This window comes from Comamonas sp. Y33R10-2 (assembly GCF_019355935.1).
In the GTDB taxonomy this organism is placed as follows: Bacteria; Pseudomonadota; Gammaproteobacteria; order Burkholderiales; family Burkholderiaceae_C; genus Comamonas.
In genome coordinates, this window is record NZ_CP079925.1 from 2,210,833 (window position 1) to 2,236,084 (window position 25,252).

The following is a 25,252-nucleotide window of genomic DNA, read 5'->3' on the forward strand; positions in this document are numbered from 1 at the left end:
ACTCTCACATTAAGGGCTGCAATAGAAAATATTGCGGCCCTTTTGTATTTTTTGTACTCAGCGACGTTCTTCGCTGACAGCAGATCGCAAGCTACCCCGCCTAACATCGGCCTTGAATGTGCGAAGCTTTTGGTTTCGCGCTTGGCGTGTTCTTTTTATTTGCGTTGAACTTATGACATTCCTACCCAAGCCCGTTTTCTCTCATGCAAAGCGTTGCCAGCCTTTTTGGGCTCAAAGTATGCTCAAGCTGACGACCGTGGGTTCTGCAGTGTTGTTGACAGCCTGCGCAAATGTGCAACTTCCGCCATGGGCTGGCATGCCAAGTCAGTCACAGGTCAAAGCAAATACGCCAAACACGCACATTGCTCCAACACCATCGGCTCCTGCGGCCATTAGCCAGCCTATTGCACCTTCCTCGCAACTTGCGGCACTTCCATACAACCCAGCCATCGAGTCACATTTCCCAGACCCCACAACGCTTTACGCTACACCGGGTTTGGGCGCAAATCGGCAGCTGTTCAGCACACAGGCAGAAATCACCGCTTCGCTGCAATCATTGAGCAGCAAAGCTAGCAGCGGCTATCAAATAACCGCGACATCCATCGGCACCTCGCAACGCGGGCTCCCTATTCAAGCGCTGATCGCCACCCAAAGCGAAAGCACGCAAGCCAAGGCGATCAACAATAATGGCAAGCCTACGGTGTTGCTTGTCGGCGGCCAGCGCGGAGATGAACCCGCCAGCACCGAAGCCTTGCTAGTTCTCGCCAGCGAACTAGGCCAAAGCGGCCTGCTAGCGCCCATGCTGCAGCAAATCAACATCATCATCGTGCCGCGCGCAAACCCCGATGCAGCAGACACTGCAAGTCCTTTGACTGCAGATGGCACTGACCTCACACACGACCATCTGCTTTTAAGCACCCCGGAAGCTCAAGCACTCGCTCGCTTGACGCGTAACTACCGCCCGGCAGCCGTTATCGACCTTCAAGAATTTGCCGCTGGCGGAGCTTTTTTGCAGAAATTTCAGGCCGTACAGTTCTATGACGTGCTGCTACAGCCCGCCGCCACGGCCAATACGCACGAATTCATCAATAAGGCATCTCGCGAATGGCTTAGCCAGCCCATGCGCAGTGCTCTCAAACAAGCAGAGCTCAGCAACGAATGGTTCTTCAAGCCCAGCAATCATCAGGGTGATAAAGCTATCTCCATGGCTAGCCTTGACGCAGACACGTTAATTAACGCCAACAGCCTCAAAAATGCTGCATCCCTCATGATCGCCAGCCGCGGCTCTGACTTAGGCCGTATGCATATTCAAAGGCGTGTGCATAGTCTTGTCATTGCAGCCACCGCAGCGCTAAGAGCCACCGCAGAAAAATCCAAAAACCTAAAGCAGGTCGAATCATTTGTGTCACGCGATGTTGCGGCGCTTGCCTGCCGAAACACGCTGACCGTGCGGGCTGCCCTGACGCCAGAGCAACACACTATTCGCATGCTGCAAGCCGACTCGGGCCAAGAAATTGAAGCACGTGTGGACTGGAATTCGTCCCTCAACATCAAAGCTGAACAGACACGCCCACGCCCGTGCGGTTACTGGCTATCCGCAAGCTCAGGGCGCACAGTCGATCGCCTGCGCCTGCAAGGTGTGCAAGTCATGCAAATTGCAGAGCCCGGTCAAATGCTAGCTGACAGCTACAACCCTCCCCGCAGCGACAGCAACACACCTGTGCTGACACGCGGCTCCATCGACACCCCAACCGGCAGCTACTACATCACGCTCAACCAAGCCAAAGCCCACTTGGTCACCGCCGCATTAGAGCCAGATACCCCATTTAGCTACCTCAGCAAGAGCTTGATCACATCGCCTGCTGATATAGGCCGAGTGGTCGCAGCACCCTCGGTCATATTTGAGGAAGAAATGGAGTAAAAAACTAGGCTACGCGGCACTTGCCAAGTACGGCATCAGCGCTGAAGGCTTCAACAAAGCAAAATGCCGTTCACTTAAGCTAAGTGAACGGCATTCGCATCATTGACGATGCCACACGCCAGTGCGGCAAACGTTAGTTAAACAGGTACGCCGACCAAGTCGTGACCTTGCGTACCCACAATGCGCACGCTAATCAAATCACCGACCTTATAGGTCTTGCTGGCCTTTTCAGGCGGCTGGATGTGCACCACACCATCGATTTCAGGAGCATCGGCATAGGTACGACCGATGCCGCCCTTTTTGCCCAGGCTAATGGCCTTATCGACCAGCACCTTCATGACCTGACCCACGCGGCGCTGCAGGCGCTGAGTGGAAACTTCCTCCGCCACTTCCATAAAGCGAGCGCGGCGTGCTTCGCGCACTTCTTCAGGCAACATGCCGGGAAGCTCATTTGCTGTAGCGCCTTCAACAGGGCTATAGGCAAAGCAACCAGCGCGGTCGATTTCAGCTTCGCGGATGAAGTCGAGCAGGTGCTCAAACTCTTCTTCTGTCTCACCAGGAAAGCCTGCGATGAAGGTGGAACGAATCACCAACTCAGGGCAAATCTTGCGCCATTCGCGGATGCGGTCCAGATTCTTTTCGCCCGAAGCTGGGCGCTTCATGCGCTTCAATACATCGGGGTGGCTGTGCTGCAGCGGCACATCCAGATAAGGCAATATCTTGCCTTCAGCCATCAATGGCAGCACCGCATCAACCGTAGGGTATGGGTACACATAATGCAAACGCACCCAAGCGCCATATTGTTTGGCCAGTTTGCCCAACTCCTCGGCCAGCTCCAGCATGCGAGTCTTAACCGGCTTGCCATCCCAGAAGCCCGTAACGTACTTCACATCCACACCATAGGCAGAGGTGTCTTGGCTGATGACTAGCAGTTCTTTAACGCCACCTTCAAAAAGTGCCTTAGCTTCTTTAAGCACATCGCCAATCGGACGCGAGACCAAATCACCGCGCATAGATGGAATGATGCAGAAAGTGCAGCGGTGGTTGCAGCCCTCGGAAATCTTCAAGTACGCATAGTGCTTGGGCGTGAGCTTAATACCTGCCTCGCCAAAGCTTCCGGGCACCAGATCTACAAACGGATCGTGGGGCTTGGGCAAGTGGGCATGCACTGCATCCATCACTTCTTGCGTGGCGTGGGGACCAGTTACCGCCAGCACGCTGGGGTGAATCTCAGCCACCATGGAGCTGCCGCCCTCTTTACCGGCCTTGGCACCCAAACAACCAGTGACGATTACCTTGCCATTCGCAGCCAGTGCTTCACCAATAGTGTCCAAGCTCTCTTTAACAGCGTCGTCAATGAAGCCGCAGGTGTTCACGATCACCAGATCCGCACCTTCAAAGGTCTTAGATGTCTGGTAACCCTCAGCACTGAGTTGCGTGAGAATGAGTTCGCTATCAGTCAGCGCTTTAGGGCAGCCTAACGAGACAAAGCCAACTTTAGGGATGCTCGTTAGCATCGTGCGATCAGAATCAGTTGATTTCATTTGATTTTTCCAGCGGCGCAGCCTGTACGCGAAAAGAGCAATTTTAAGCTAATCGCATTTTTTGGCAGACGCAATACCATTGCACGACTCGACATGCAGGCCGACAGTCAATGGATAGATAAACGAAAAAGGCGCTACAGCTTTTGTAGCTGTAGCGCCTGCATTCTGGTGGGCCCTGCGAGATTCGAACTCGCGACCAACGGATTAAAAGTCCGCTGCTCTACCGACTGAGCTAAAGGCCCTGCCACACTTAAAAAACAATGTTTGCTTAATCAGTGGAATGACGTTATTGTAATCTATTTTTCCTGCCTCTCAGGAAAACGATTCAATTAATTCAATTTGTGCTCAAACTAGCGTGCCAGTTGGTCCAAAACCCAGCCTGCAGCACACTGCCCAAAGGTCGCGGTCACCGCAACCACTGAGCCATAGCCACTGCAGTTCAGGCTGCCGTCACCCTCGATAGCGCAAGAGGCATCTGGCGGGGCAACTGCTTCGCGACTGAACACACAGGTCACTCCCATGCGCTTGCCATCCTTGGGTGCACCATGCTGCTTGCGCAGGCGATAACGTAGCTGAGACAGTAACGGGTCATGCGTAGTGGTGCTCAGATCTGCAATGTCCACCAAATGCGCAAGGCGTTTGCCACCTGCGGCACCTACCGCAATAAAGCATTGCTTGGTCTTGCGGGCATGAGCTGCCATCTCTGCTTTTGACTTCACCTGATCACAGGCATCAATCACAGCATCCGCATCTGCGGGGAGCAACTGCAGCCAGTTCTCAGGATCAACGAAGTCATCAATACAGTTGACTTGGCAAGCAGGATTGATCAAGGCAATGCGATCGCGCATGGCTTCAATCTTGGCCTGCCCCACGGTGTTCGTCAGCGCATGAATCTGGCGGTTGATATTGGATTCGGCCACATGATCCATGTCGATCAAGGTCAAGCGGCTCACACCGCTGCGCGCCAAAGCCTCTGCCGTCCACGAGCCCACACCGCCAATACCGACAACTACTACGTGGGCTGCACGAATTTGAGCAGCGCCTTGCACGCCATACAGACGCTCTAGCCCACCGAAGCGACGCTGCAAATCAGCCTCGTCTGTCAAAAAAACAGCGCCGGATTGGGGCGCTGTTTCCGCTTGCTGCTGTGAATGGTCAACCATCACTTAAGCGTCGCCAGTTTTGGCTTGGCAATCCCTGCGGCTTCCGAGTTCGGATAAGCCTGCAACAGATCTTCAAGCGTCTTGCGCGCTGCCTTGGTTTCTTTCAACTCAACTTGGCAGTTAGCAATGGACAAAGCCGCCTCCGGTGCACGCATATGCATGGGTGCATTGGTCAATACCGAGCGGAAGTTGGCAATGGCATTCTTATAGTCGCGCGTGGCGTACTGCGAATTACCTAACCAAAAGCGCACAGAAGGCGTGTAGCCACTCTTGGGCCACTGGCGCAAGATGCCTGCAAACGCCTGAGCGGCTTCAGGAAACTTGCCCGAGCGGAACAATCCCAAGGCTTGGTCAAAGTCTTGCTTTTCGCTGCGGTCTGCAGTGAACTCCATGCCATCGACATTCACACTGACAGGCTCGAACTGGCGCAAACGCTCATCAAAGCCCTTGGCCAAATCTTTTTGACCACGTTGCAGCTCAGATGAATCTCGTATCAATTGCTCGTTCTGACCACGCAGCTTGGCTTGGTCGGCCTTAAGCGCTTCGATTTGCGACTGCAGATCAAGCAGGCTGCGGCGAGTCTGCTCCTGCGACTGCTGCAAGCTATCAGCGCGCTGGCGCAATTCAATAATGGCGCGGCGCGCCTCGTCATCACCAAATAAAGCAGCCTGCGCACTAATAGCAGAGCTGGCCAACAGGCCAGCCACCACCAGTTGCGACAGCGTTGTGTGACGAAGAGTCAACAAAGCCTGCTTCATCATTAACGGTAGTTCACTTCAACGCGGCGGTTTTGGGCAAAGGCGCTTTCGTTGTTGCCTTCGACTGCGGGCTTTTCCTTGCCGTAGCTCACTGCTTCAACTTGAGCGTCATTCACACCCAGCAAACCCAAAGAGCGGCGCACAGCTTCAGCGCGCTTTTGACCCAGAGCCAAGTTGTATTCACGGCCGCCGCGGTCATCGGTGTGACCTTCCAGTTGCACCTTGGCTGCGGGGTTGGCCTTGATGAACTTAGCGTGAGCTTCGATCTGGGGCTGAGCATCCGCCTTAACGGAGTAGCTATCAAAATCGAAGTACACGATACGGCTCACGCCTTGAGGGCCGGCCTTGGAAGCAGCAGAACCGGTCAGGTCCACACCGGACACACCGCTTTGGCCGCTGCCATTCGCGCCAGCACCTTGGCTAGTCAGCGAGCCATCGACAGGCTTGTCATCGAGCTTGACACCGGAGCTGCAGCCAGCAACCAGAGCAGTAACAGCCAAAGCCAAAGAAAGACGTTTGATAGTCAACATGAGATTTCTCCGAACAGTCCAAATAGGACTACATCACTAATAAAAGGGAACGAAAACTTAGATTTATTGCTTTTGGAACGGGCCCCAATCGGGCTCACGAATGTCTCCACCCGATCCGGCCAGACGCGCTTTGATCTTGCCGTCTAACGTCGTCGTCATGAGTGCCTCGCGTCCAGCTTGAATGGTGGCGTAAACAATCAAGCGACTATTAGGGGCAAAGCTTGGGCTTTCGTCGGCATTGGTGTCCGTGATGGAGTTTGCAGTACCCGTTGCCAAGTCCATGACTTGCAGCTTGAAGCCGCCGCCGACACGAGAGACGTAAGCCAGCCATTTGCCATCAGGGCTGATGGCTGGCGAGATGTTGTAGGTGCCTGTAAAAGTGACGCGTTCAGCGCTACCGCCAGAAGCTGAAACCTTGTAAACCTGCGGCGCGCCACCACGATCACTGACGAAGTAAATGGTTCGGCCATCACTTGAAAAGCATGGCTCGGTATCAATACCGCTGCTTTGCATCAAACGGCGAGGCTCGCCGCCCTGAGCGCTGAGCAGATACAACTGGGAGCCACCATCACGGCTGAGCGTTACCGCCAAGCGGCTGCCGTCTGGCGACCACGCTGGCGCACTATTGGAGCCGCGGAAGTTGGCCAGCAAACGGCGATGGCCGCTGGCCACGTCATGCACATAGACCACGGGCTTGCGCGCTTCAAACGACACATAAGCCAGTTGCGTGCCGTTGGGCGCCCATGCGGGCGAGATGATAGGTTCCGGGCTAGACAGCGCAGACTGAGAGTTCTCACCGTCCGCATCCGCAATCCACAAACGGTAATGCGCGCCAGACTTGGTGACGTAAGCGATGCGGGTGGAGAAAATGCCTTTTTCGCCCGTTAGCTTTTCGTAGATATAGTCTGCAATGCGGTGTGCAACCAGGCGCAAGTCACCTGTCGTAACAGCAAAGCCTTGGCCACCCAAGTCAGCACCCTTGACAACATCCCACAGGCGAAAGCGAACATCCCAGCGGCCATCAGACGTACGGGTAACGCTGCCGTTCGCAAGAGAATCAGCTCCCTTTTGGCGCCACTGCGCCACGTCGGGGCGCGATGACTCATCAAGAGCCACACCCGAGGCATCCACACCGCGGAACTGGCCGCTGCGCTCCAGATCCGCCTGAATGATGGCGGATATCTTCTGCGGGGCCGAGCCCTCGCCCTTGAATGGGGCAATCGCAATGGGCAACTGTGTCAGGCCCACGCCTGTTACCTCTACCCTAAACTGGGCCAACGCGGGAATGGCCGGCGAGGCAGCTAACGCTGCCAACATGGTTCTACGAGAAGCGCGCGGGCTTACTGCCCAAGTTTTAAGGGATGGAAGTCGGTCAATAGTCATTGGCAGCCATCTAAATTTTTTGGAGGTGTTCAGTACAAACACAAGCTCGGATGTTACACACACTGACGGATTCCTGATGTAAGAACGTACTCAGTAGGGTGATCAAACGCAAGTGCCACAAAATAATTAAATCGAGAGCATGTCAGCGCCTACGGATAAGCGCTTGCATTACCTTGAGCAATTTTGCCGCAGGCTTTGCCTTTATATCCAAATAGGCATAGTTGGTTACAACTTCATCTCAAAACCGGTCTATCAACGGTAAGCGCCTACGCTAAATGCGCAAGCCCTAAAATTACGCGCTTATGCAAGCCACACCGCCCACACCGCCAAGCCAAGCCTCCTCAGCCGCTCAGACGCCGACGCCCGCGCAATCAGCCCCTTTCAACCCGGCCGATCTGCCACTCATGCAGCGCCTGAAACGACTGACCCCTTACTTCTCAGGCCAGCGCTGGGCATGGGGCTTGGCCATTTTGGCAACCCTAGTAGGTGCGGCCACCGAGCCCGCCATGCCTGCCTTGCTCAAGCCCTTGCTCGACAGTGGCTTCACCCAAGGCTCGCTTGATTTGTGGATGGTGCCAGTCTTTCTGATTGGCCTGTTTGTGATTCGCGGTCTGGCCCAGTTTGCCGGTCAGTACGCGCTGGCGCGTATCACCAACGACGGCATGTTAGCCCTGCGCAAAAAATTGTTCGAGCGTTTGCTCGCCGCTGATATGAGCTTGTTCTCGCGTCAATCGGCATCGGCTCTATCAAACACCATTGTCTATGAGGTGCAAACCGGCGCCCAGCAATTAGTGCAGGCCATGATGAGCATCTCGCGCGACGGCTTTACGCTGGTCGCCCTGCTTGGTTATCTGATTTATTTGAACTGGCAACTCACGCTCATCGTGACCTTTATGGTGCCCTGCGTAGCTTGGGTGATGAAAACGCTCTCGCGCCGTCTGTACCGCATCACCAAATCCAGCCAAACCGCCACTGACGAGCTAGCCTATGTAGTGGAAGAAAACGTGCTGGCCCACCGCATGGTGCGCCTGCATGGCGCGCAGGCCTCGCAGCAATCACGCTTTGGCGCCTTGAGCAACCAACTGCGCGGCCTCAACACCAAGGCCACGATCGCCTCTGCTGCCATGACGCCGCTCACGCAGGTGCTAGCCTCCATTGCGCTGTCCGTGATTCTTTGTATTGCACTGTGGCAAAGCCGTCAGGGTGCGACCACCGGCACCACCGTTCAAGATGTGACCGTAGGTGGTTTCGCCGCCTTTATCTCGGCCATGTTGATGCTGATCGCCCCCATTCGCCGTATGGCCGATGTGGCAAACCCCATCACTCGCGGCGTGGCAGCCCTTGAGCGCGGCCTGTCACTGCTGGAAGGCTCCAGCGATGAGCAAAGCGGCTCTTTCAAGCCCGCAGGCCCTGTCATCGGCACGCTGCAACTGAGCAACGTGATTGTACAGTTTGGCCCGGACAAAGCCCCTGCTCTTGCCCAACTCAACCTGAACGTGAAAGCGGGCGAAGTGGTTGCGCTGGTCGGCCCATCGGGTGCGGGCAAGACTACGCTGGTCAACCTGCTGCCACGCTTTTTCTCGCCCACCAGTGGCCAGATCACGCTCGATGGCGTGCCACTGACTGAATGGGACTTGAACACCCTGCGCCAGCAGTTCGCCATGGTCAGCCAAGATGTCGTCATGCTCAACGACAGCGTGGCCGCCAATGTGGCTCTGGGCGCTGAGGTCGATGAGACCCGTGTCTGGTCTGCGCTTGAAGCCGCCAACTTGGGCGACTTTGTGCGCAGCCTGCCGCAAAGCCTGCATACCTTGATCGGCCACAACGCCAACCAGCTTTCAGGCGGCCAGCGCCAGCGCCTGGCTATTGCCCGCGCGCTCTACAAAAATGCACCGATTCTGATTCTGGACGAGGCCACCTCGGCACTAGACAACGAATCCGAGCGCTTGGTTCAAGAAGCCCTGAACCGCCTGATGCAAGGCCGCACCACGCTGGTCATTGCCCACCGTCTGTCCACCATTGAGCACGCCAACCGCGTGGTGGTGATGGAGCGCGGGCAGATCGCCGAGCAAGGTACGCATGCCGAGTTGATTGCGCTGGGTGGCCTGTACGCACGCCTGCACACACAGGTGCGCAGCACGGCAACGCCCGGCGAGGCACAAATTTAAGAGCGGCTTGTCCGCATAAATAAAGGACTTCAGGCTTAGATTGGCTTGAAGTCCTTTTTTATTAAAAACTAGTCGCTATCAAATTAATAACAAAAACTCAGTTTCAGGCCAAGACTACCAAGTACCTTTTGACGGTTGCATGCGCCGCTCTTGCTTGAGGGCCTTGTTCAGCAGCTCCACCATGTACTGGCGGTCCACCCGCGCCGCAAAGTCAGCCGCATTGAGTTTGAGCTGGTTACGCAAATTCAGATCTGCGCCCTCTTGCAGCAGCAGTTTGACCACAGACTCGCTGCTGTACTGCGCCGCCATCATCAACGGCGTGCTGCCGTTGGGCGATGCGGCATCGATATAAGCGCTTTCTTCCAGTAGCAGCTTGATGATGTCCAGCGTCTGAGGCGTGTCTGCCGATGCGGCGTAATGCAGCGGCGCCCAGCCTTCACGATTAACGTCCGCGCCGCGCTTGATCAGCTCTTTGACCAGCTTGATATGGCCTTTGAGACAGGCCATCATCAGCGGTGTCTCGTTCTGGCGCGAGGCCAAATTCACATCAATCTTGGGCGCTTTGAGCAGCACCTCAAACACCTTGAGCGAATCTTGGTGCAAGGCCGACACCAAACCGGGACGCCCACGCGAATCCAGCGTATTGGCATCAAAACCGCGAAAGATCAGATTCACCATGGCACTGGCGTTATCGCTAACCAAGGCTCTTGAGAAATCATCAAAGTCATTGGCCCAGCCCATGCTTGGCAGACCTGCCGCCCCGACCACCGCAACCCCCAAGCAACGCAGGCTTTGGCGACGATTCAATGACGATGTCAATGTGGTGATGGGGGCAGCGAAAAGACTCATGCATTGGCTCCAGAGTTCACGGATGGCTCACGTTTGATTCAAGGCGAGGTCACGACTGGGTTACGCCCTTGAACAGGCGATCAAAGTTGGCGCTGGTAGCTTCAGCCACCTCTTCCACAGAAATACCTCGCACCTCAGCAATTTGCTTGGCGACAAACGGTACATAGGAAGGATTATTCGTCTTACCGCGGTAAGGCATGGGCGCGAGATAAGGGCTGTCCGTCTCGATTAGCAAGCGATCGAGCGGTACAAACGCTGCAACATCGCGCAGATGCTGTGCATTCTTGAAAGTAACGATGCCCGACAGGGAGATGTAGTAACCTATATCCAGCCCGGCACGTGCCACTTCAGCGGTCTCGGTAAAGCAGTGAAAAACACCGCCCGCCTGCGTGGCGCTGTCGGCCTCGCCGCACTCGCGCAAAATGCCCAAGGTGTCATCTGAGCTGCTGCGGGTATGAATAACCAGCGGCTTTTGCGTAATCTGCGCAGCGCGGATATGAGTACGAAAACGCTCACGCTGCCACTCCAGATCGGCAATCGTTCGGCCGCCCTTGCGATCTTCCATGCCGTAGTAATCAAGACCGGTCTCACCAATCGCCACCACACGCGGCAGCGCTGCGCGATCGACCAAATCCTGCACGCTGGGCTCGGTCATGTCTTCGGTATCGGGATGCACGCCCACCGTAGCCCAGAAGTTGTCATAGTCCAGCGCAAGCTGGTGCACATCCGGGAACTCTTCCATCGTGGTGCAAATGCACAGTGCACGCGTGACCTTGGCTGCGGCCATAGCCTCGCGAATTTGAGCGAGATTGGCGCTCAGATCAGGATAGTTGAGGTGGCAATGCGAATCGGTAAACATAGAAAATTTCACCCCCTGAGCGGCTGCGCCGCGTGCCCCTCGCTTGCTTGGCGGGAGGAAGATGCAGCATCGCCGCAAGAGGGCTTTTGCTTGGCTACCCTGGCTTGGGCAGCGTCAGTTTGAAGGCTACGCGAGGTAGTTAAAGTGTTTGAGTGGGCTTTTCAGAGCCCAAGGTCGCGCCCAAAATCTGTTCAATCTTGGCTTTGAGTTCGGCAGACTTGGCATCTTTAGGGAACTGCAAACCTATGCCCTGAGTGCGATTGCCAGAAGCTCGCTCGGGGGTGACCCAAGCCACACGCCCTGCTACAGGGTAGCGCTGGGGATCGTCTGGCAGCGTGAGCAGCACATAGACATCATCGCCCAAGCGATAGTCACGCTGTGTGGGTACAAAGATTCCCCCCTCGGCGAATAACGGAATGTAGGCGGCATACAAAGCGGCCTTTTCCTTAATCGCCAGTTGCATGACGCTGGGACGGGGAGAGGTAGATGCGTTCATAGTGGGATCACATAATTTTTGAGACGGTCGGCTGGCGGCGCTTTGTAGATTAACACCCCACAAAACATTCGTAAAACCCGCAAGTTATGACCTAACGTATGGCTTTGCTGGCCTTACCTGAAATCAATACGCTGCGCGCACGAGAGGCCAGAGCCTCCATCATCAGCCCGGCATTAAAAGGATGATCTGCCGTACGCGCCGCTTGCACAAGCTCGCGCGACCAATCGGCCAGCAGCGCCATCGCCAAAGGCTTGCCCGGCAAATCGGCAGGCGAAAAGTAGCGCGGGCTCGCGCCGCCCGCCATGGCCATTAAGTCGTGACAGATTTTTTGCAGCGCCTCTACCCCAGCCACTGGGCCAAATGCGGCCAACGCGGCCACATCGCCCTTAGCTAGTTGACGCGGCAACTGCGCCCAAGCGGCTGCACGGCCAGCGTCCCCAGCCATACGCAGCGCATCACCGGGACGACCGCCAGTGGCTTGCAGTGCCGTTGCAGCGTCGGCCTCATTGACACCTTGCAACTGCAGCCATTGGGCCGCCTCTGGTGCGGCTGGCCAAGTCATGGTGTGAGCCAGGCAACGACTGCGAATAGTGGGCAAGAGCAGGTGCGATGCCTCGCTGGCCAAAACAAACTTGGCATCACCCGGCGGCTCTTCCAGCGTTTTGAGCAAGGCATTGGCCGTGATTGCGTTCATCTGTTCTGCCGGGTAGACCAGCACGGCCTTGCCGCGGCCACGCGCGCTGGTGCGCTGACAAAACTCCACCGCGTCCCGCATGGCATCGACGCGAATTTCTTTGCTGGGCTTGCGCTTTTTATCGTCAATATCCGCTTGCGCCTTTTCAGACAGGGGCCAGCCCAGCTCCATCATCTGCACCTCAGGCATGAGCACACACAAGTCGGCATGGGCGCGCACATCAATGGCGTGGCAGCTGGCGCAATGGCCACAAGCGCCTTGCGGCGAAGGCTGCTCGCACAACCAAGCCCGCACCAGTGACAGGCCTAGCGCGTACTGCCCTAAGCCCGAAGGCCCCTGCAACAGCCATGCATGACCACGCTGCGCCAGCAACTGGCTTCGCTGCGTGGCAATCCACGGGGCTTCGGCGCTCACTGCACTACTCATGCCTTGCTTTCTGTCAAACCGGTCAAGCCCGTCAGCCAACCTTTGGCGACAACCGCCTGTGCGATTTGCTCCCACACGGCTTGCCGGCTGGCATTGGCATCCACGCGCGCAAAGCGCTGCGGCGCGGCCTGAGCGCGCTGAGCGTAGCCTTGGGCCACGCGGGCAAAAAATTCGCCGGGCTGGGCTTCAAAGCGATCAGGCACTCGCGCTGTAGCCAAGCGCACCGCGGCGACTTCAGCAGGCAGGTCAAACCACAGCGTCATATCGGGCTCACGCATAAAGTTCGATGGCAAATCAGCCTGCAGTCTAGTTCCTGTCTGGACTAGTTGCTCTAAAACTGATAGCTGATCCCAATCAAAGCCACGACCTGCGCCTTGATAGGCAAAGGTAGCATCGGTAAAGCGATCGCTGATCACCACTTCGCCACGCGCCAGCGCAGGCTCAATCACCTGCACCAAATGATCACGGCGCGCTGCAAAGGCAATCAGCGCCTCGGTCAGCGGATCCATCGCGTCATGCAGCATCAAGGCGCGCAGCTTTTCGGCCAGCGGCGTGCCGCCGGGCTCACGCGTCAAAGTGACCACGCGGCCTTGATCGCGAAAAGCTTGCGCCAAACCAGCGATGTGCGAGGACTTGCCCGCACCATCAATGCCCTCGAAACTGATAAACAGTCCTGTTGTCATTTCAAACTCATTCATTTATTGCTCACGCACCACTAGCAGCTCCTATCCAGCAGACACCAAGCAAGGGCCGCCCCGCCGCGATGGTGTCGTCCCCCTCAGGGGGGAAGGCTATTGCCCTCCGCGCTGATAACGGTTAACCGCCCTATTGTGCTCATCCAAGGAGGCACTGAAATGGCTGGTGCCATCGCCCTTGGCCACAAAGTACAAAGCTTTGGTCTGATCGGGCTGCACTGTCGCCATCAGCGCGGCCTTACCAGGCATGGAGATGGGCGTAATCGGCAGCCCGGCGCGGGTATAGGTGTTCCAAGGCGTATCTGTCTGCAAATCGCGCTTGCGCAGATTGCCATCAAAGCTCGCGCCCACGCCGTAGATGACTGTGGGGTCCGTCTGCAAGCGCATACCAATGCGCAAACGGTTGACAAAAACGCCCGCAATCTGCGCACGGTCTGCAGCGCGGCCGGTTTCTTTTTCCACAATGCTGGCCAGCGTCAGGGCTTCTTCCGCAGATTTCAGCGGGGTGTTGGCTGAGCGCATAGACCAGACATCGGCCAAGCGTCTATCCATGGAATGCATGGCACGGCGCAACACGGCCATGTCAGAGCTGCCCTTGGCGTAGGTATAAGTGTCGGGAAAGAAGCGCCCCTCAGGCATCACACCGCTGCGGCCCAGCGCCGTCATCACGGCTTCATCGTTCAGGCCAGCGCTGTCTTGTTTAAGGAATTCTTCACGGGCCAGCGCAGCGCGCACTTGGCGCCAGTTCCAGCCTTCCACAATCGTCATCGCGCGCAGGCTTTCTTCACCACGCGCCAGTTTTTGCAGCAGCAAATATGGTGTAAGGCCTGCACTCAACTCGTAGTTACCCGCTTTGATGGCGCGATCTTTGCCCGAGAGGCGAAACCACGCATACAGCAGGCGGGCATCCGTCTGCACACCGGCTTTGACGACGTTTTGCGCCACACCACGCGGCGTGGTGCCGGGTTCAATTTCCAGCTCCAAGCTGGGTTCACTCAAATTCAAGGGTTGGTTTAGCCACCACCAAGCGCCACCGGCAGTCAGGGCGGTTAACAACAGCAAAAATATCAGTGCACGAATAAGGGCACGCACAGGCTCAATCCGTAAAGTCTCAGAGCGACGATCATAATTCAGACATGACTGAGCCAAAGACGCTGCCCCTGAACGGCATTACCCCCATTACCCATCTTGGTGTGATCCGCGCTGTTGGCGCTGATGCGGCCAGCTTTCTTCATGGTCAGTTGAGCAATGATTTTGTGCTGCTCAAACAAGATCAGGCCCGCTTGGCGGCTTTTTGCACCGCCAAAGGCCGCATGCTGACCAGTTTTATTGGCTTTAAGCGCAGCGCTGACGAGATTGTGTTGATTTGTGACCGCAGCTTGCTCGCGCCCACACTCAAGCGCCTGTCGATGTTTGTGATGCGCGCCCAGTGCAAGCTCAGCGACGCTACGGCAGACTTTGCGCTCTACGGCCTAACAGGCACTGCGGCTGCGCAATACCTGAGCGCTGATGCTGCACCTTGGGCTCTCAAAGCCGAAGGCGAATCTCATGCCCTGGCCCTGTACCCCGCCGCTGGCAACCAGCGTGCATTGTGGGTCGCCCCCGCAGGTCAAGCGCCCGCCGGTGAAGTACTGAGCGAACAGCTATGGCAATGGTCTGAAGTGCAAAGCGTAGTGGCTACGCTGTCCGCCCCTGTAGTCGATGCCTTTGTGCCCCAGATGCTCAATTACGAGTCGCTAGGCGGCGTTAATTTCAAAAAGGGCTGCTACCCCGGCCAAGAGATTGTGGCCCGCAGCCAGTTCCGCGGCACACTCAAGCGCCGCGCTTATTTGGTGCATGCCGATAAGGCCTTGAGCGTTGGTCAAGAAGTATTTAGCGCCGAAGATGTAGAGCAAGCGACCGGTACGGTGGTGCAAGCCGCTGCGGCCCCTGAAGGCGGCTGGGATGCCATCGTCTCTATGCAGATCGCATCATCCACTTTAGGCGACCTGTTTGCCCACGCTGCGCTGGCAGAAGGCCAAAGCGCTGATGCCGCCCAAGGCGTGGCGCTGCAAGTGCTGCCCCTGCCCTACGAGCTGCTGGCAGACATCTAAAGCAGCCTGAACCCACTGAGGCCGGGCCACAAAACCCGCAAAAAAGCGGCTCCATCAATGGCTGATGGAGCCGCTTTTTATCTTGACCTCAAAACACGCCGTAACGATAAGCCACATAGGCCGCTACAGCCACTCCAATTACACTCAGAATTGTCATTGCTCGGCTCATCGTTGACCTCCAGTTTTAAGTAAAAACAGGCTACAGCCTTTTATCGGCTAGGACAAGTAGCTATCAAAAAAGAAGTATCAAAGCGTTTGGCGCATGGTGATATGGGGAATGCCCGCCTCTTCGTAAGGCTCACCCACCGGCGTAAAGCCTGCGCGTAAATAAAACATCTCTGCATGGCGCTGAGCATGCAAAACCACCTCTTTGTCACCCCGGTCACGCGCAGCGGCGACCAGGCTATCGAGCACCATGCGACCCCAGCGCCCGCCGCGCACGCTGCGCTCCACCGCCATGCGGCCAATGCGAGCCACGCCCGGTGCATCGCTTACCAAACGGCCGGTAGCCACGGGCTGATTCAGACCATTGAGCAACACCACATGGCGGGCAATGGGATCAAACTCATCAATCTCAATTTCACGGGGCACGCCCTGCTCGCGCACAAACACCGCCATGCGCAGGCGCTCTGCCTCACGGCCCAAATCATTCCAGCTGCCGGAATGCAGCGTCACCACATCTTGCCCCGCTTCATAAGCGGTCAGCACATCACGCAACTGCTGCGGTACAGACTTGGGGGTTTGCGTTGCGGGGTCGGCAAACACATAAACCAGCTCGACGCTATTGAGCAGCTCCATACCGCGAAAAATGCCAACATCAAACTGCAGCGAGGTATTGCCCTGCTTGACGCAGCGAATCCCTACCTCCAGCACATCCCCCAAGGTGGCCGAGCCGTGATAAACGGTGCCTGCCTTCTTCACAAACATCTCGCCGCCCAAAGCCGCGAAACCGGCATCGTAAGGAATCGCTAACTGGCGCCAGTAGTTGCTCATGGCCACATCGGCGTACATGAGGTAATGGGCGTTGAAGACGATTTTCTGTGCGTCCACCTCGGCCCAGCGCACCTCAATGCGGCTAAACCTGCGAAAGTCTTGTCGGTTCATGGTTCTTGCTTTCAGTTCAATTCAAATGCGCGGCGCAAGGCCTGCGCCATATCTTGATGGGCCTGCCGTGCCTCGGCAATCACGCGCCCCATTTTGATAAATTCATGCGTCACGCCCTTGTAAATTTCAAGCTCTACTGGCACGCCTGCCATGCGCAGCTTGTCAGCGTAGTCAACCCCCTCATCCACCAATGGGTCTAGCTCAGCCAAGCCTATCCATGCGGGCACCACATCGTCCACATCAGGGGCGAGCAGCGGCGCAAAGCGCCAGTCCTCTCTGTCCTTTGGATCAGCAATGTATTGTGCAAAAAACCAGCGAATAGACTCTTCTTCTAGCACCAAACCATGGGCAAACCTGCGGTGCGAATCGGTGTCTTGGTGCGCTGTAGTGCCGGGGTAGATCAGCAATTGCAGCGCAAGTTTGAGGCCAGCATTGCGCGCCTCAATGGCGCAAGCTGCAGACAGCGTACCGCCAGCACTATCGCCGCCTATCGCGATGCGGCTGGGGTCAGCACCTAAAGTCGCAGCATTAACGGCCAACCACTGCAAAGCATCCCAAGCATCGTTATGTGCTGTGGGGAACTGAAATTGAGGCGCCAGCCGGTAGTCCAGCGATACCACCATGCATCCAGCCAAATGCGCTAACTGACGGCAAAGCTGATCATGGGTGGCCACACTGCCCACGGTAAAACCGCCGCCATGCAGATACAGCAGCACAGGCAAGCCAACCGCAGGAGCTTCCTCTCTCGTCACAGGCGCATACAGGCGGGCGAGCAGCTGCGCATCATCACGGGCAGGTATCTGCAAATCCTCCACGCGTGGCAAGGCTTGCTTGGGGATTTCAAGCACCCCAGCGCCAGCCTCATAGGCGGCTCTGGCTCCATCGGCTCCCAATTGATGCATGGGAGTTCGCGCGGCTCGTGCCATACGGCGCAGCACATCGCGCATAGAAACTGTCAAGCTGGCAGGCAAAGCCACGGAAGAATCAGGCATGAACATGAAAAATTTTGGCAAGACACAGGCAAGCATTGTGAGGGCTGCTGTGACATTTATCGGCAATCAGCATGCAAGCACCAACAAGCGCAAGCAATCCTGTCCCCGGTGCGACGATTAAAGGCTGCCTCTCAGGGTTTGCGTTCTTGGCCCTGCTGCGGGCAGCTTCTAGATTGAACTGATCTCTGTTTTGAGCAAATGCACAGGCCATGGCTTTTATCAATTACGTCACCCAGATTCAATTCGACTTTGGCGCCATCCAACTGCTGCGCGCAGAGTGTGAGCGCGTGGGCATCAGCAAACCACTGCTCGTGACCGACCATGGCGTTAAGGCCGCAGGCATTTTGCAAAAGGCGCTCGATGCGCTGGCTGGCTTACCCCACGCTGTGTTTGACCAGACACCATCCAACCCCACAGAAGCGGCCGTGCGCGCTGCGGCTGCCATCTACCAAGCGCAGCAATGCGATGGACTGATTGCCGTGGGCGGCGGCAGCGCCATTGATTGCGCCAAGGGCGTAGCCATTGCTGCCACACATCAAGGGCCGCTGTCGCACTACGCGACCATTGAAGGCGGCTCACCTCGTATCACCGAGCAAGTCGCACCACTCATTGCCGTGCCCACCACCAGCGGCACGGGAAGCGAAGTGGCACGCGGCGCCATTCTCATCGTGGATGACCACCGCAAGCTCGGCTTTCATAGCTGGCATCTGGTGCCCAAAGCGGCGATTTGTGATCCTGAATTGACCTTTGGCTTACCGCCCATGTTGACGGCAGCGACCGGCATGGATGCGATCGCTCACTGCATGGAAACCTTTATGGCTGCCGCCTTCAACCCGCCCGCAGACGGCATTGCACTCGATGGCTTAACACGCGGCTGGGCGCACATTGAGCGGGCCACAAGCAATGGACAAGATGCCGAGGCCCGCCGCCAGCTCATGAGCGCCAGCATGCAAGGAGCCATGGCCTTTCAAAAAGGGCTGGGCTGCGTGCATAGCCTGAGCCACAGCCTTGGTGGGGTGAACCCGCGACTGCACCACGGAACACTCAACGCCATGTTTTTACCCGCCGTTGTGCGCTTCAATGCCAGCGCCGAAAACGTGCAACGCGAAGACCGCCTGAACCGCATGGCCCATGCCATGGGTCTGAAAAACGGCAGCGATATTCCAGGGGCGATTCGCGAGATGAATGCCCGCCTTGGCTTGCCTTCGGGTCTTGCCGCTATGGGCGTGGAAAGCGCGCAGTTTGACTCCATCATCAGCGGCGCATTGAAAGATCACTGCCATGCCACCAACCCACGCTTAGCCTCAGTGCTGGACTATGAGCAGATGCTGAGCACATCGCTATAAATCATCTCAATACTCATCAATGTAAAACGGCCTTGCGCACCACCATGCGCAAGGCCGTATGCATCAGCTGATGGAGTTAAGCTTCAGCGGCAGGTCCTTGTTTGAGCGCCTCGCGCACCTGCTCCATGAGCTGCTGAGCCATGCTCGTGAGCAACGCCAACTCGTCATCTGACAAGTTTCTAGGCTCATCATCCAGTATTGAGAAGCAGCCCAAAACATGGCCTTTTTTGTCGCGCAAGGGCACGCCCGCATAAAAACGTAGCTTCAAACTCTGCACGGTCGCGTCTGATGCAAATCGGGGGTCTCTAGCCAAGTCGCCCACCACAATGGCTTCCTCCTCATACACCACATAAGAAGACACCGTCTTCCCGCGCGGCAAGCTGCGCAGTGCAGCTCCGTCTTCTGGCGAGGGCAACACGCTTTCAGGCATATAAACACGGTCCGCGTCGACCCAAGAGACCTGTGCCCATTTCGTGTTGAACGCATTAACCGCTTGCTTAGCCACCTCGTAATAAAGCGGTTTAAGCGATTCAGTCAGCACGCCACTTTCATGCAACGCCTTGACACGCAGCTCATCGCCCTCGGGGACAGGGGCTGCAGTTCCTCTCTCCCCTCCATCATCGACCTGCATAGCCTCCACCCACAGGTGCAGCTCATGCAAGCTGGTTACGCAAGCTTGCGCCCCACACTGCACCGCAAAATCAGGGTCTGCGGCCACTGCCGGGGCATTCCATAGACACAGAACCACCCGCACCTGAGGCCTGTGGCGACGAATACGCCTAACCATGCGCCGCACCATGCTTTGGGGCTGATTACTAAAGATTGAAAGCACCAACAAATCTGAGCGCTGCACGAGCTTGAGCCACTCTCCATCACCGCTCAAGCCGCTTGAGGCGTTTCCTTCTGGCGACAAAGCTTGCGCATCACTGCTCAAAGCCGATTCAGAGCAAGTCACCTCGTGCCCATGTAAACCTTCGGCATGCGCGACCATGGCTGCCCCTAGGGCATCAACTTCCCAACGAGCACCTGCGCAATGAATTCGCAAACGGCGTCGCTCAGTGCTGGGGGCTGCCTCAGCGTGACGAGCATTCTTTGGTGAATAGTGCTCACGTAACTCTTCAAGCAAAGCGCTCATGCCACTAGACAGCCTAAGGCGGTGCTCCGCCGTGGCCGACTCGGTGTGCTGCTGTGAGGCAAGGCGCAGGGCAGGGATAGCCACCTCATCGTAAAAGTCACTGACGGCATAGGCTCTATCTTCAGCACTGGGCTTGGACGGCAATCGCTCCTCAACAGAATCAACAGCCATGCTGATAGCGTCCTCCGCATCGTCGGCTAGCAAACGCTGATACAGCCGCTGCTGCGGACCCAGCACAGGCTCGCTACCCAGCAAGACTTCCATAAATTTGAGCGCAGGAATGTATCGCCCCAAAACCAGCAAGCACACCGTTAAAGGCGTGGAAAGAATCAGACCTATCGGGCCCCAAAGCGCGGTCCAAAAGGTGGCTGCAACAATAATGGCTAACGTCGAAAGTCCTGTGCTGCTGCCATAAAGCCAGGGCTCAATCACGTTATTGCTAATTAACTCCAGCAACAAGATCAAGCCCAGCGCCAGCAAAAACATATTCCAACTAGGATCAACCGCGAAAGCCAGTGCCAGCGGAAACACCGCTGACATCAGCGGCCCGACATAGGGCACGAAACGCATGATGGCACCCAGCACGCCCCAGAGAATTGCCCCTGGTACCCCAATAAACCACAAACCAGTCGCCAGTGGGATTCCATAGCAAATATTGACGATGAACTGCATGCGCAGGTAATTTCCAATGCGCTCAGACGCCTCATCCAGCGCATCCGTTGCCACATGAAAATTGCCCCCCACCAGCCTGAGCAGTCTGTCGCGCAGATCGTCTCTATCGAGCAAAATTAGAATCACGAACAACAACACAATACCCGCCGTAGTCAGCGGCTCAGCAATACGGCCAAGCCACTGAAGCAACTGCGTGGTAGGTTTTGATTCTGGAGTCTGCACCTCTACTTTTTGGACACGCGGCTTGGCACTATCAGCGCTGGAAATTTCTTTTTCTACCGTGTTGTAAGTCTTAAAAACACCATCCCATGCACTAGGCATATTGGCGCTCTGGCGCAAACCCCGCAGCTTGTCGCGAATCGTGGACTGATAAGTGGGCAAGTCAGCGCTGAGTTGCTGAATCTGGCTGCCCAGATACATCCCCAAACCGCCCAAGGCGGCCAGTGCAAACATCACAACCACAATGGCAGAAGCCATGCGCGGCAAGCCCCAACGCTTGAGGCGAGAGACAGCAGGATCGAGCAAAAACCCAAACAGCATGGCGAGTGCCAGCGGGATGAGCATGTCGCGGCCATAAAACAGCGCCAAGATCAAGATCGAGGCAATCAGCAGCCCGATCAACAATCGCAAGGCCGGGACAAGATCAGCAAGCTGCATCACACCGGGTCGCAGATTGGATCGGCTGCGTCTGTCTGCCCCGTACCAAGAGGCTGAATCACTGCGCGCACCCAACTCTCCCCCGGCACTTTGCGCCACTGACAAGTTCGCCTCAAGCTCAACCGGCGCCCTCGCGTAGGGCTCGTTTGGTGCAACAGCCCCAAAATTGACAGGCACATCCAAAGATGAGTCGGCAGGCTGTGGGGAATCCTTGGGAAGTTCATTCATATGCGGTCTTGCTTATTTTTATTGGCATCAGGTGGCACTCGGAAGAACTCAGGAAAACTCGTGAGAGTTCAAAAGAGCTCGGATTTAGGGAGGTGACCCTTGAGCATCAAGCAATTGATGGAGATTTTCAATCCACCGCAAATACGAAATTGAAAGCAAAGCGTTTCGCCTACAGCATGCGCTTAATAGCCCGTATCGAGCCCGCGGCGAACCCACGACTGCTGCCTTGCACAGCGACCTCATCCAGGTCTTTACCCTTGTCTTCAATGCTGAGCTGTGCATGAACAAAGGCATTCGAAATTTAGATCCGCCATCGGCTCTTGCCGCAGACAATGGCTTCTTCACTAACAAGAGGCTAAAACCAGCCGCGCAGCGATGCAAAACGTACGGCCTGAGCCCGTGTTCGCACTTGCAACTTGCGATAAATATTCTTGATATGCGTGTTGACCGTCATGGCGCTGATTTGTAAATGCACACCGATCTCGGAGCTGGTATTGCCACTGGCCACCATGCGCAGCACTTCATTTTCACGGCTTGAGAGCATGTCTGGAGTGCTGACAGCGAGCTGATGCTCTGACACCGGGCTTTTGCCGTATCGCTGCAGCAACTGCCTTGCCACACTCGGTGTAATGGAGGCACCGCCATTCACGACTTGAAGCACTGCCTGCGGGTAGCTGCCAAACCATGAATTTTTGATCAGGTAACCACTGGCACCCAATTCAAAAGCCCGCAGCACCTGCTCTTCGGCTTCTATCACCGACACCACAATGACCTCAGCCTTTGGCTGCTGAGTTTTCATCACATCAATCAGCTCTAGGCCATCGCCATCACCCAAATGGGGATCGAGCAACATGACATCGAAGTCATTTTGGCGAATCGCTTTCTTTGCGTCCTTCAAATTACTGGCCTGCGCCACCACCATGGTGCGCCGATCACTCATAATTTCCTGAGCAATCACCATTCGTAGATGAGCATCATCATCCACAAGCAGCACCCTGGCTGGGTTTTCAGGTTGGCCCACCATGTAATCTGGCCACATGGAAGGACTCCCCTGCTGCTCCGCTCGCACGGCCAGCGTGTCATTGGTGAAGAGTGCGTCTTTCGAGTCCATCATTTATCCTTGCCAAAATGAGTTGAATGCTGCACTGCAATGTGGCGACAGAATCAACGCAGATAAAAACTATTCAATTTTCCGATGAATAGCTTTTAACAATAACTCACGAACTTCAGCGTAGGAAAAAATGCAATTTAGGTAAGCAAAATCATCTGACGTGCGTCAAAAAAGCTAAAACTCCACATCCAAAGAGCTAGCAGCATGCCAATTGATTGAGGCTTGGCGCAGCACCATGTCGATATCCATGCCCAGCGCCAGCCCCACCTCTGCGGGGTAGGAAACAGCCAGTTGGCGTTCGCTCCATTTCAAAGCACGGGTCGAGGCCAGCCAAACTGCGAGGTGCAGCACTCCCGTCAAGGGCTCAAACACAGGCTGCTTAAGCGGTGCATGCAAGAACTCAAATGCATCACTCATGACTAGCGGATAGTTCCACTGCCTTGCTAGATGGGCCGTAATCTGCCCGCTGCAGCACCCCATCAGCTTCATCTCTACTCTTGGGCGTTTAGGGTGCATAGGCTCCAGCATTTCAGCCAATCGCACAAAGGTCTCTGGATCAGCCGTATGCAAAAGCAACTGACCCAAACCATGCAGCAATCCCAACGTATAAGCAGCCGAGGCATTGGCCTGCACCGACATAGCCAAAGCACGTGCGATGCGTGCGGTATCAAGGCTGTAGCGCCAAAAGCTGGCCAAGCTCCAGCCCGCCAACGCATGGGTCGCTCCTGAGGGGGCAGATTTTTTCAGCAGTTGACGCAGCTGGACTGGCGCCAATACGACCAGAGCCTCAGGAATGCTGTGCACACGCTGGCCTAATTGATGCGCAGGCTCATTAGCCAAGGCCAACACACGCGCAGTCAATACTGGGTCGGTTGAAAACAATTGCACCAAACTGCGCATACAGGGATCTTGCTGGCGCAGCGCACTCGACAGCAACGCAACTGCGCGAGGCTGGCTAGGCAGCAAGGGATGCTGCTCAAACAGTGTTGAAAGATTCAAGGAGTTGGCGCGGCTCATGGTGTAGATCATCTGCAATCGGGGCTAAAACACCTTTCGGCCTAAAAGCCTGTAACACCACCCTTACTTCGACGTTGTTTTGCCTTGTCTCAAACGCAAAACTTCGGCTTGCTGGGTTGTGTTAGTCGCTCTTAATACAGACAGACTTAACAGTTACAGCTTTTCATCTCTTTGCAGTTGCACTGGCTGACCCATGACCAGCTGACTTGCAATCTTACGTGTTATAGGTTGTAACACGGAAAAGTGATCGCCACCCTGAACCGAAACACAGTGCACCTGCTCTGATTTTCGAGCCGCGCACAGGTTGTCTAGGCTGTTGATATTGCTGGGCCGCTTGCTACCTTCAATAATCCAAGTGGGACTTTTGATCGCATGCATCCAATACATGGGCGAGCGCATGCGCCTTTCATCCGCAGAGACAAGCGACCACTTCAGCGGCCAGTCATAACCACTGATTTCATCGACCGGGCCAAAAGCAAAAACACCTTGAACCGGCAAACCCGCCGCGGCCGTTAGCAGCGCCAGCGTCGCACCTGTGCTGTGCCCACCCAAATAGATGCGCGACGCATCTATATAAGGCAGTTGCGCGGCCTGCAAAATCGCAGCAGCCACATCTTGCACCTCGCCCCAAAAATATTCGCGCTGCCCCGGGTTGTCATTACCGCCGCGTAGCGTGGGGAACAACATGGCCATGCCCGCCTTACGAAAGGCAGCTGCGCTTTGATCGTTGGACTCAGCACCCTCCGTCCAGAAGTCATCCAAGCTATTGCTATCGCCGCCCGTCAACCACACGATCAGTGGCACCTTTTTGCTATCGCCGGGGTTGGGGGTGACAAAAGCCTTGAGGCTTAGATTGCCACTTTGATAACTCATGGGCACGAACAATTGAGCTGGAGGGGTCGGCATGGCCTTAATCTGCTTATGCGCAGACGGCAGCAATGCCGTAGAGATCATCGTCGCCTTGCCAGCACGTGCCTGTATCAGGTTTTGCAAGGTGATGGCGCCTGAGGAAATTTGCTGCTCTACCACTTGCTCAATCTGCTTTTGCTCTGCCTGTTGCGCCGCTCGCTGCGTTTTAAGAGCCGCATTGCGCACCTTGGCATCTTCATACTCAGTCATCGCTGCGCGGGTAATGCAACGGCGCTGCTGATCAATCGAAATGCCCTCTTCCATAGCCTTATCGACCTGAGCAATATTGAGCTTGATGGTGTGGCAAAAGCTGTCGCTTTGCGGCGCCAGCGCGGGCGGCCAGACTATAGCGACCGGTTGCTCAGCCTGAGCCTTCTGTTCGGCTTTAGATTTGGCTTTGTCCAGCGAAACCCAGCCCCGAGATGTCATCTTGATGCCGATAAAAACCACCAACACCACCACGCCCAAAACGGGCAACACCCTGCCCTTTTCATAGCTCATT

General features: G+C 56.1%; 21 protein-coding genes and 1 tRNA gene. 4 read left to right on the forward strand and 18 right to left on the reverse strand.

Annotated elements, in window-relative coordinates:
* Positions 1-238 precede the first annotated feature (238 nt).
* A complete protein-coding gene (locus KUF54_RS09905) occupies positions 239-1,921 on the forward strand; it encodes a M14 family zinc carboxypeptidase (RefSeq protein WP_255576009.1) in 1,683 nt (560 codons plus the stop codon).
* Positions 1,922-2,058: 137 nt separating this feature from the next.
* Here the strand turns inward: KUF54_RS09905 and rimO are convergent, their stop codons facing one another.
* From rimO to tolB, 6 genes are all read right to left on the reverse strand, one after another.
* The gene (gene rimO, locus KUF54_RS09910; RefSeq protein ID WP_219342606.1) at positions 2,059-3,465 is read right to left on the reverse strand and encodes a 30S ribosomal protein S12 methylthiotransferase RimO; all 1,407 of its coding nucleotides are present in this window, start codon (positions 3,463-3,465) and stop codon (positions 2,059-2,061) included.
* A gap of 166 nt (positions 3,466-3,631) precedes the next feature.
* A tRNA-Lys gene (locus KUF54_RS09915) sits at positions 3,632-3,707 on the reverse strand.
* Between the two features lie 108 nt (positions 3,708-3,815).
* On the reverse strand, positions 3,816-4,628 hold the full coding sequence (locus tag KUF54_RS09920) for a ThiF family adenylyltransferase (RefSeq protein ID WP_219342607.1): 813 nt from the start codon (positions 4,626-4,628) through the stop codon (positions 3,816-3,818).
* On the reverse strand, positions 4,628-5,389 hold the full coding sequence (gene ybgF, locus KUF54_RS09925) for a tol-pal system protein YbgF (protein WP_219342608.1): 762 nt from the start codon (positions 5,387-5,389) through the stop codon (positions 4,628-4,630). Before ybgF ends, KUF54_RS09920 begins: the two co-directional genes overlap by 1 nt.
* Positions 5,389-5,916, reverse strand: coding sequence for a peptidoglycan-associated lipoprotein Pal (gene pal, locus KUF54_RS09930; protein WP_219342609.1), 528 nt, complete (start codon positions 5,914-5,916; stop codon positions 5,389-5,391). The genes ybgF and pal overlap by 1 nt, the downstream gene beginning before the upstream one ends.
* A gap of 63 nt (positions 5,917-5,979) precedes the next feature.
* Positions 5,980-7,299 (reverse strand): Tol-Pal system beta propeller repeat protein TolB, encoded by a 1,320-nt coding sequence (tolB, locus tag KUF54_RS09935; protein WP_219342610.1) that lies wholly within the window; start codon positions 7,297-7,299, stop codon positions 5,980-5,982.
* A 302-nt stretch (positions 7,300-7,601) separates the two neighbouring features.
* Between tolB and msbA the strand changes: the two genes are divergently transcribed.
* A complete protein-coding gene (gene msbA, locus KUF54_RS09940) occupies positions 7,602-9,467 on the forward strand; it encodes a lipid A export permease/ATP-binding protein MsbA (protein ID WP_219342611.1) in 1,866 nt (621 codons plus the stop codon).
* A gap of 114 nt (positions 9,468-9,581) precedes the next feature.
* On the opposite strand, the gene KUF54_RS09945 is transcribed toward msbA, so the two are convergent.
* From KUF54_RS09945 to mltG, 6 genes are all read right to left on the reverse strand, one after another.
* Complete coding sequence (locus KUF54_RS09945; RefSeq protein ID WP_219342612.1) at positions 9,582-10,316, reverse strand: ankyrin repeat domain-containing protein; 735 nt, start codon at positions 10,314-10,316, stop codon at positions 9,582-9,584.
* A gap of 49 nt (positions 10,317-10,365) precedes the next feature.
* Positions 10,366-11,175 (reverse strand): TatD family hydrolase, encoded by an 810-nt coding sequence (locus KUF54_RS09950; RefSeq protein WP_219342613.1) that lies wholly within the window; start codon positions 11,173-11,175, stop codon positions 10,366-10,368.
* A 139-nt stretch (positions 11,176-11,314) separates the two neighbouring features.
* Positions 11,315-11,671: a PilZ domain-containing protein gene (locus tag KUF54_RS09955; protein WP_219342614.1), complete on the reverse strand. Its 357-nt coding sequence runs from the start codon at positions 11,669-11,671 to the stop codon at positions 11,315-11,317.
* Positions 11,672-11,762: 91 nt separating this feature from the next.
* Positions 11,763-12,791 (reverse strand): DNA polymerase III subunit delta', encoded by a 1,029-nt coding sequence (locus KUF54_RS09960; protein WP_219342615.1) that lies wholly within the window; start codon positions 12,789-12,791, stop codon positions 11,763-11,765.
* Positions 12,788-13,474, reverse strand: a complete 687-nt coding sequence (tmk, locus tag KUF54_RS09965) for a dTMP kinase (protein WP_219342616.1) — start codon at positions 13,472-13,474, stop codon at positions 12,788-12,790. The genes KUF54_RS09960 and tmk overlap by 4 nt, the downstream gene beginning before the upstream one ends.
* Positions 13,475-13,582: 108 nt before the next feature.
* The gene (gene mltG, locus KUF54_RS09970; protein WP_219342617.1) at positions 13,583-14,578 is read right to left on the reverse strand and encodes an endolytic transglycosylase MltG; all 996 of its coding nucleotides are present in this window, start codon (positions 14,576-14,578) and stop codon (positions 13,583-13,585) included.
* A 44-nt stretch (positions 14,579-14,622) separates the two neighbouring features.
* On the opposite strand from mltG, the gene KUF54_RS09975 reads away from it, so the two are divergent.
* Entirely contained in the window at positions 14,623-15,579 is a 957-nt protein-coding gene (locus tag KUF54_RS09975; protein WP_219342618.1) for a folate-binding protein YgfZ, read from the forward strand.
* A gap of 246 nt (positions 15,580-15,825) precedes the next feature.
* Here KUF54_RS09975 and KUF54_RS09980 read toward each other — a convergent pair whose 3' ends face one another.
* Together KUF54_RS09980 and KUF54_RS09985 are read right to left on the reverse strand one after the other, a co-directional pair.
* Positions 15,826-16,683 (reverse strand): GNAT family N-acetyltransferase, encoded by an 858-nt coding sequence (locus KUF54_RS09980; protein WP_219342619.1) that lies wholly within the window; start codon positions 16,681-16,683, stop codon positions 15,826-15,828.
* Positions 16,684-16,694: 11 nt separating this feature from the next.
* Positions 16,695-17,675: an alpha/beta hydrolase gene (locus tag KUF54_RS09985; protein ID WP_370627508.1), complete on the reverse strand. Its 981-nt coding sequence runs from the start codon at positions 17,673-17,675 to the stop codon at positions 16,695-16,697.
* A 209-nt stretch (positions 17,676-17,884) separates the two neighbouring features.
* Between KUF54_RS09985 and KUF54_RS09990 the strand changes: the two genes are divergently transcribed.
* On the forward strand, positions 17,885-19,021 hold the full coding sequence (locus KUF54_RS09990) for an iron-containing alcohol dehydrogenase (RefSeq protein WP_219342621.1): 1,137 nt from the start codon (positions 17,885-17,887) through the stop codon (positions 19,019-19,021).
* Positions 19,022-19,097: 76 nt separating this feature from the next.
* Here KUF54_RS09990 and KUF54_RS09995 read toward each other — a convergent pair whose 3' ends face one another.
* From KUF54_RS09995 to KUF54_RS10010, 4 genes are all read right to left on the reverse strand, one after another.
* On the reverse strand, positions 19,098-21,485 hold the full coding sequence (locus KUF54_RS09995; protein ID WP_219346354.1) for an AI-2E family transporter: 2,388 nt from the start codon (positions 21,483-21,485) through the stop codon (positions 19,098-19,100).
* 583 nt (positions 21,486-22,068) lie between these two features.
* Complete coding sequence (locus KUF54_RS10000) at positions 22,069-22,824, reverse strand: response regulator transcription factor (protein ID WP_255576010.1); 756 nt, start codon at positions 22,822-22,824, stop codon at positions 22,069-22,071.
* A 174-nt stretch (positions 22,825-22,998) separates the two neighbouring features.
* Positions 22,999-23,841 (reverse strand): HDOD domain-containing protein, encoded by an 843-nt coding sequence (locus KUF54_RS10005; RefSeq protein WP_219342623.1) that lies wholly within the window; start codon positions 23,839-23,841, stop codon positions 22,999-23,001.
* A 153-nt stretch (positions 23,842-23,994) separates the two neighbouring features.
* Entirely contained in the window at positions 23,995-25,251 is a 1,257-nt protein-coding gene (locus KUF54_RS10010; RefSeq protein WP_255576011.1) for a S9 family peptidase, read from the reverse strand.
* Between the last annotated feature and the right edge of the window lies 1 nt (position 25,252).

Coding starts and splice junctions, on each gene's coding strand:
- KUF54_RS09905 (WP_255576009.1), top strand. CDS start 239: ATGCTCAAGCTGACGACCGTGGGTTCTGCAGTGTTGTTGACAGCCTGC.
- rimO (WP_219342606.1), bottom strand. CDS start 3,465: ATGAAATCAACTGATTCTGATCGCACGATGCTAACGAGCATCCCTAAA.
- KUF54_RS09920 (WP_219342607.1), bottom strand. CDS start 4,628: ATGGTTGACCATTCACAGCAGCAAGCGGAAACAGCGCCCCAATCCGGC.
- ybgF (WP_219342608.1), bottom strand. CDS start 5,389: ATGATGAAGCAGGCTTTGTTGACTCTTCGTCACACAACGCTGTCGCAA.
- pal (WP_219342609.1), bottom strand. CDS start 5,916: ATGTTGACTATCAAACGTCTTTCTTTGGCTTTGGCTGTTACTGCTCTG.
- tolB (WP_219342610.1), bottom strand. CDS start 7,299: ATGACTATTGACCGACTTCCATCCCTTAAAACTTGGGCAGTAAGCCCG.
- msbA (WP_219342611.1), top strand. CDS start 7,602: ATGCAAGCCACACCGCCCACACCGCCAAGCCAAGCCTCCTCAGCCGCT.
- KUF54_RS09945 (WP_219342612.1), bottom strand. CDS start 10,316: ATGAGTCTTTTCGCTGCCCCCATCACCACATTGACATCGTCATTGAAT.
- KUF54_RS09950 (WP_219342613.1), bottom strand. CDS start 11,175: ATGTTTACCGATTCGCATTGCCACCTCAACTATCCTGATCTGAGCGCC.
- KUF54_RS09955 (WP_219342614.1), bottom strand. CDS start 11,671: ATGAACGCATCTACCTCTCCCCGTCCCAGCGTCATGCAACTGGCGATT.
- KUF54_RS09960 (WP_219342615.1), bottom strand. CDS start 12,791: ATGAGTAGTGCAGTGAGCGCCGAAGCCCCGTGGATTGCCACGCAGCGA.
- tmk (WP_219342616.1), bottom strand. CDS start 13,474: ATGACAACAGGACTGTTTATCAGTTTCGAGGGCATTGATGGTGCGGGC.
- KUF54_RS09975 (WP_219342618.1), top strand. CDS start 14,623: ATGACTGAGCCAAAGACGCTGCCCCTGAACGGCATTACCCCCATTACC.
- KUF54_RS09980 (WP_219342619.1), bottom strand. CDS start 16,683: ATGAACCGACAAGACTTTCGCAGGTTTAGCCGCATTGAGGTGCGCTGG.
- KUF54_RS09985 (WP_370627508.1), bottom strand. CDS start 17,675: ATGCCTGATTCTTCCGTGGCTTTGCCTGCCAGCTTGACAGTTTCTATG.
- KUF54_RS09990 (WP_219342621.1), top strand. CDS start 17,885: ATGGCTTTTATCAATTACGTCACCCAGATTCAATTCGACTTTGGCGCC.
- KUF54_RS09995 (WP_219346354.1), bottom strand. CDS start 21,485: ATGCAGCTTGCTGATCTTGTCCCGGCCTTGCGATTGTTGATCGGGCTG.
- KUF54_RS10000 (WP_255576010.1), bottom strand. CDS start 22,824: ATGGACTCGAAAGACGCACTCTTCACCAATGACACGCTGGCCGTGCGA.
- KUF54_RS10005 (WP_219342623.1), bottom strand. CDS start 23,841: ATGAGCCGCGCCAACTCCTTGAATCTTTCAACACTGTTTGAGCAGCAT.
- KUF54_RS10010 (WP_255576011.1), bottom strand. CDS start 25,251: ATGAGCTATGAAAAGGGCAGGGTGTTGCCCGTTTTGGGCGTGGTGGTG.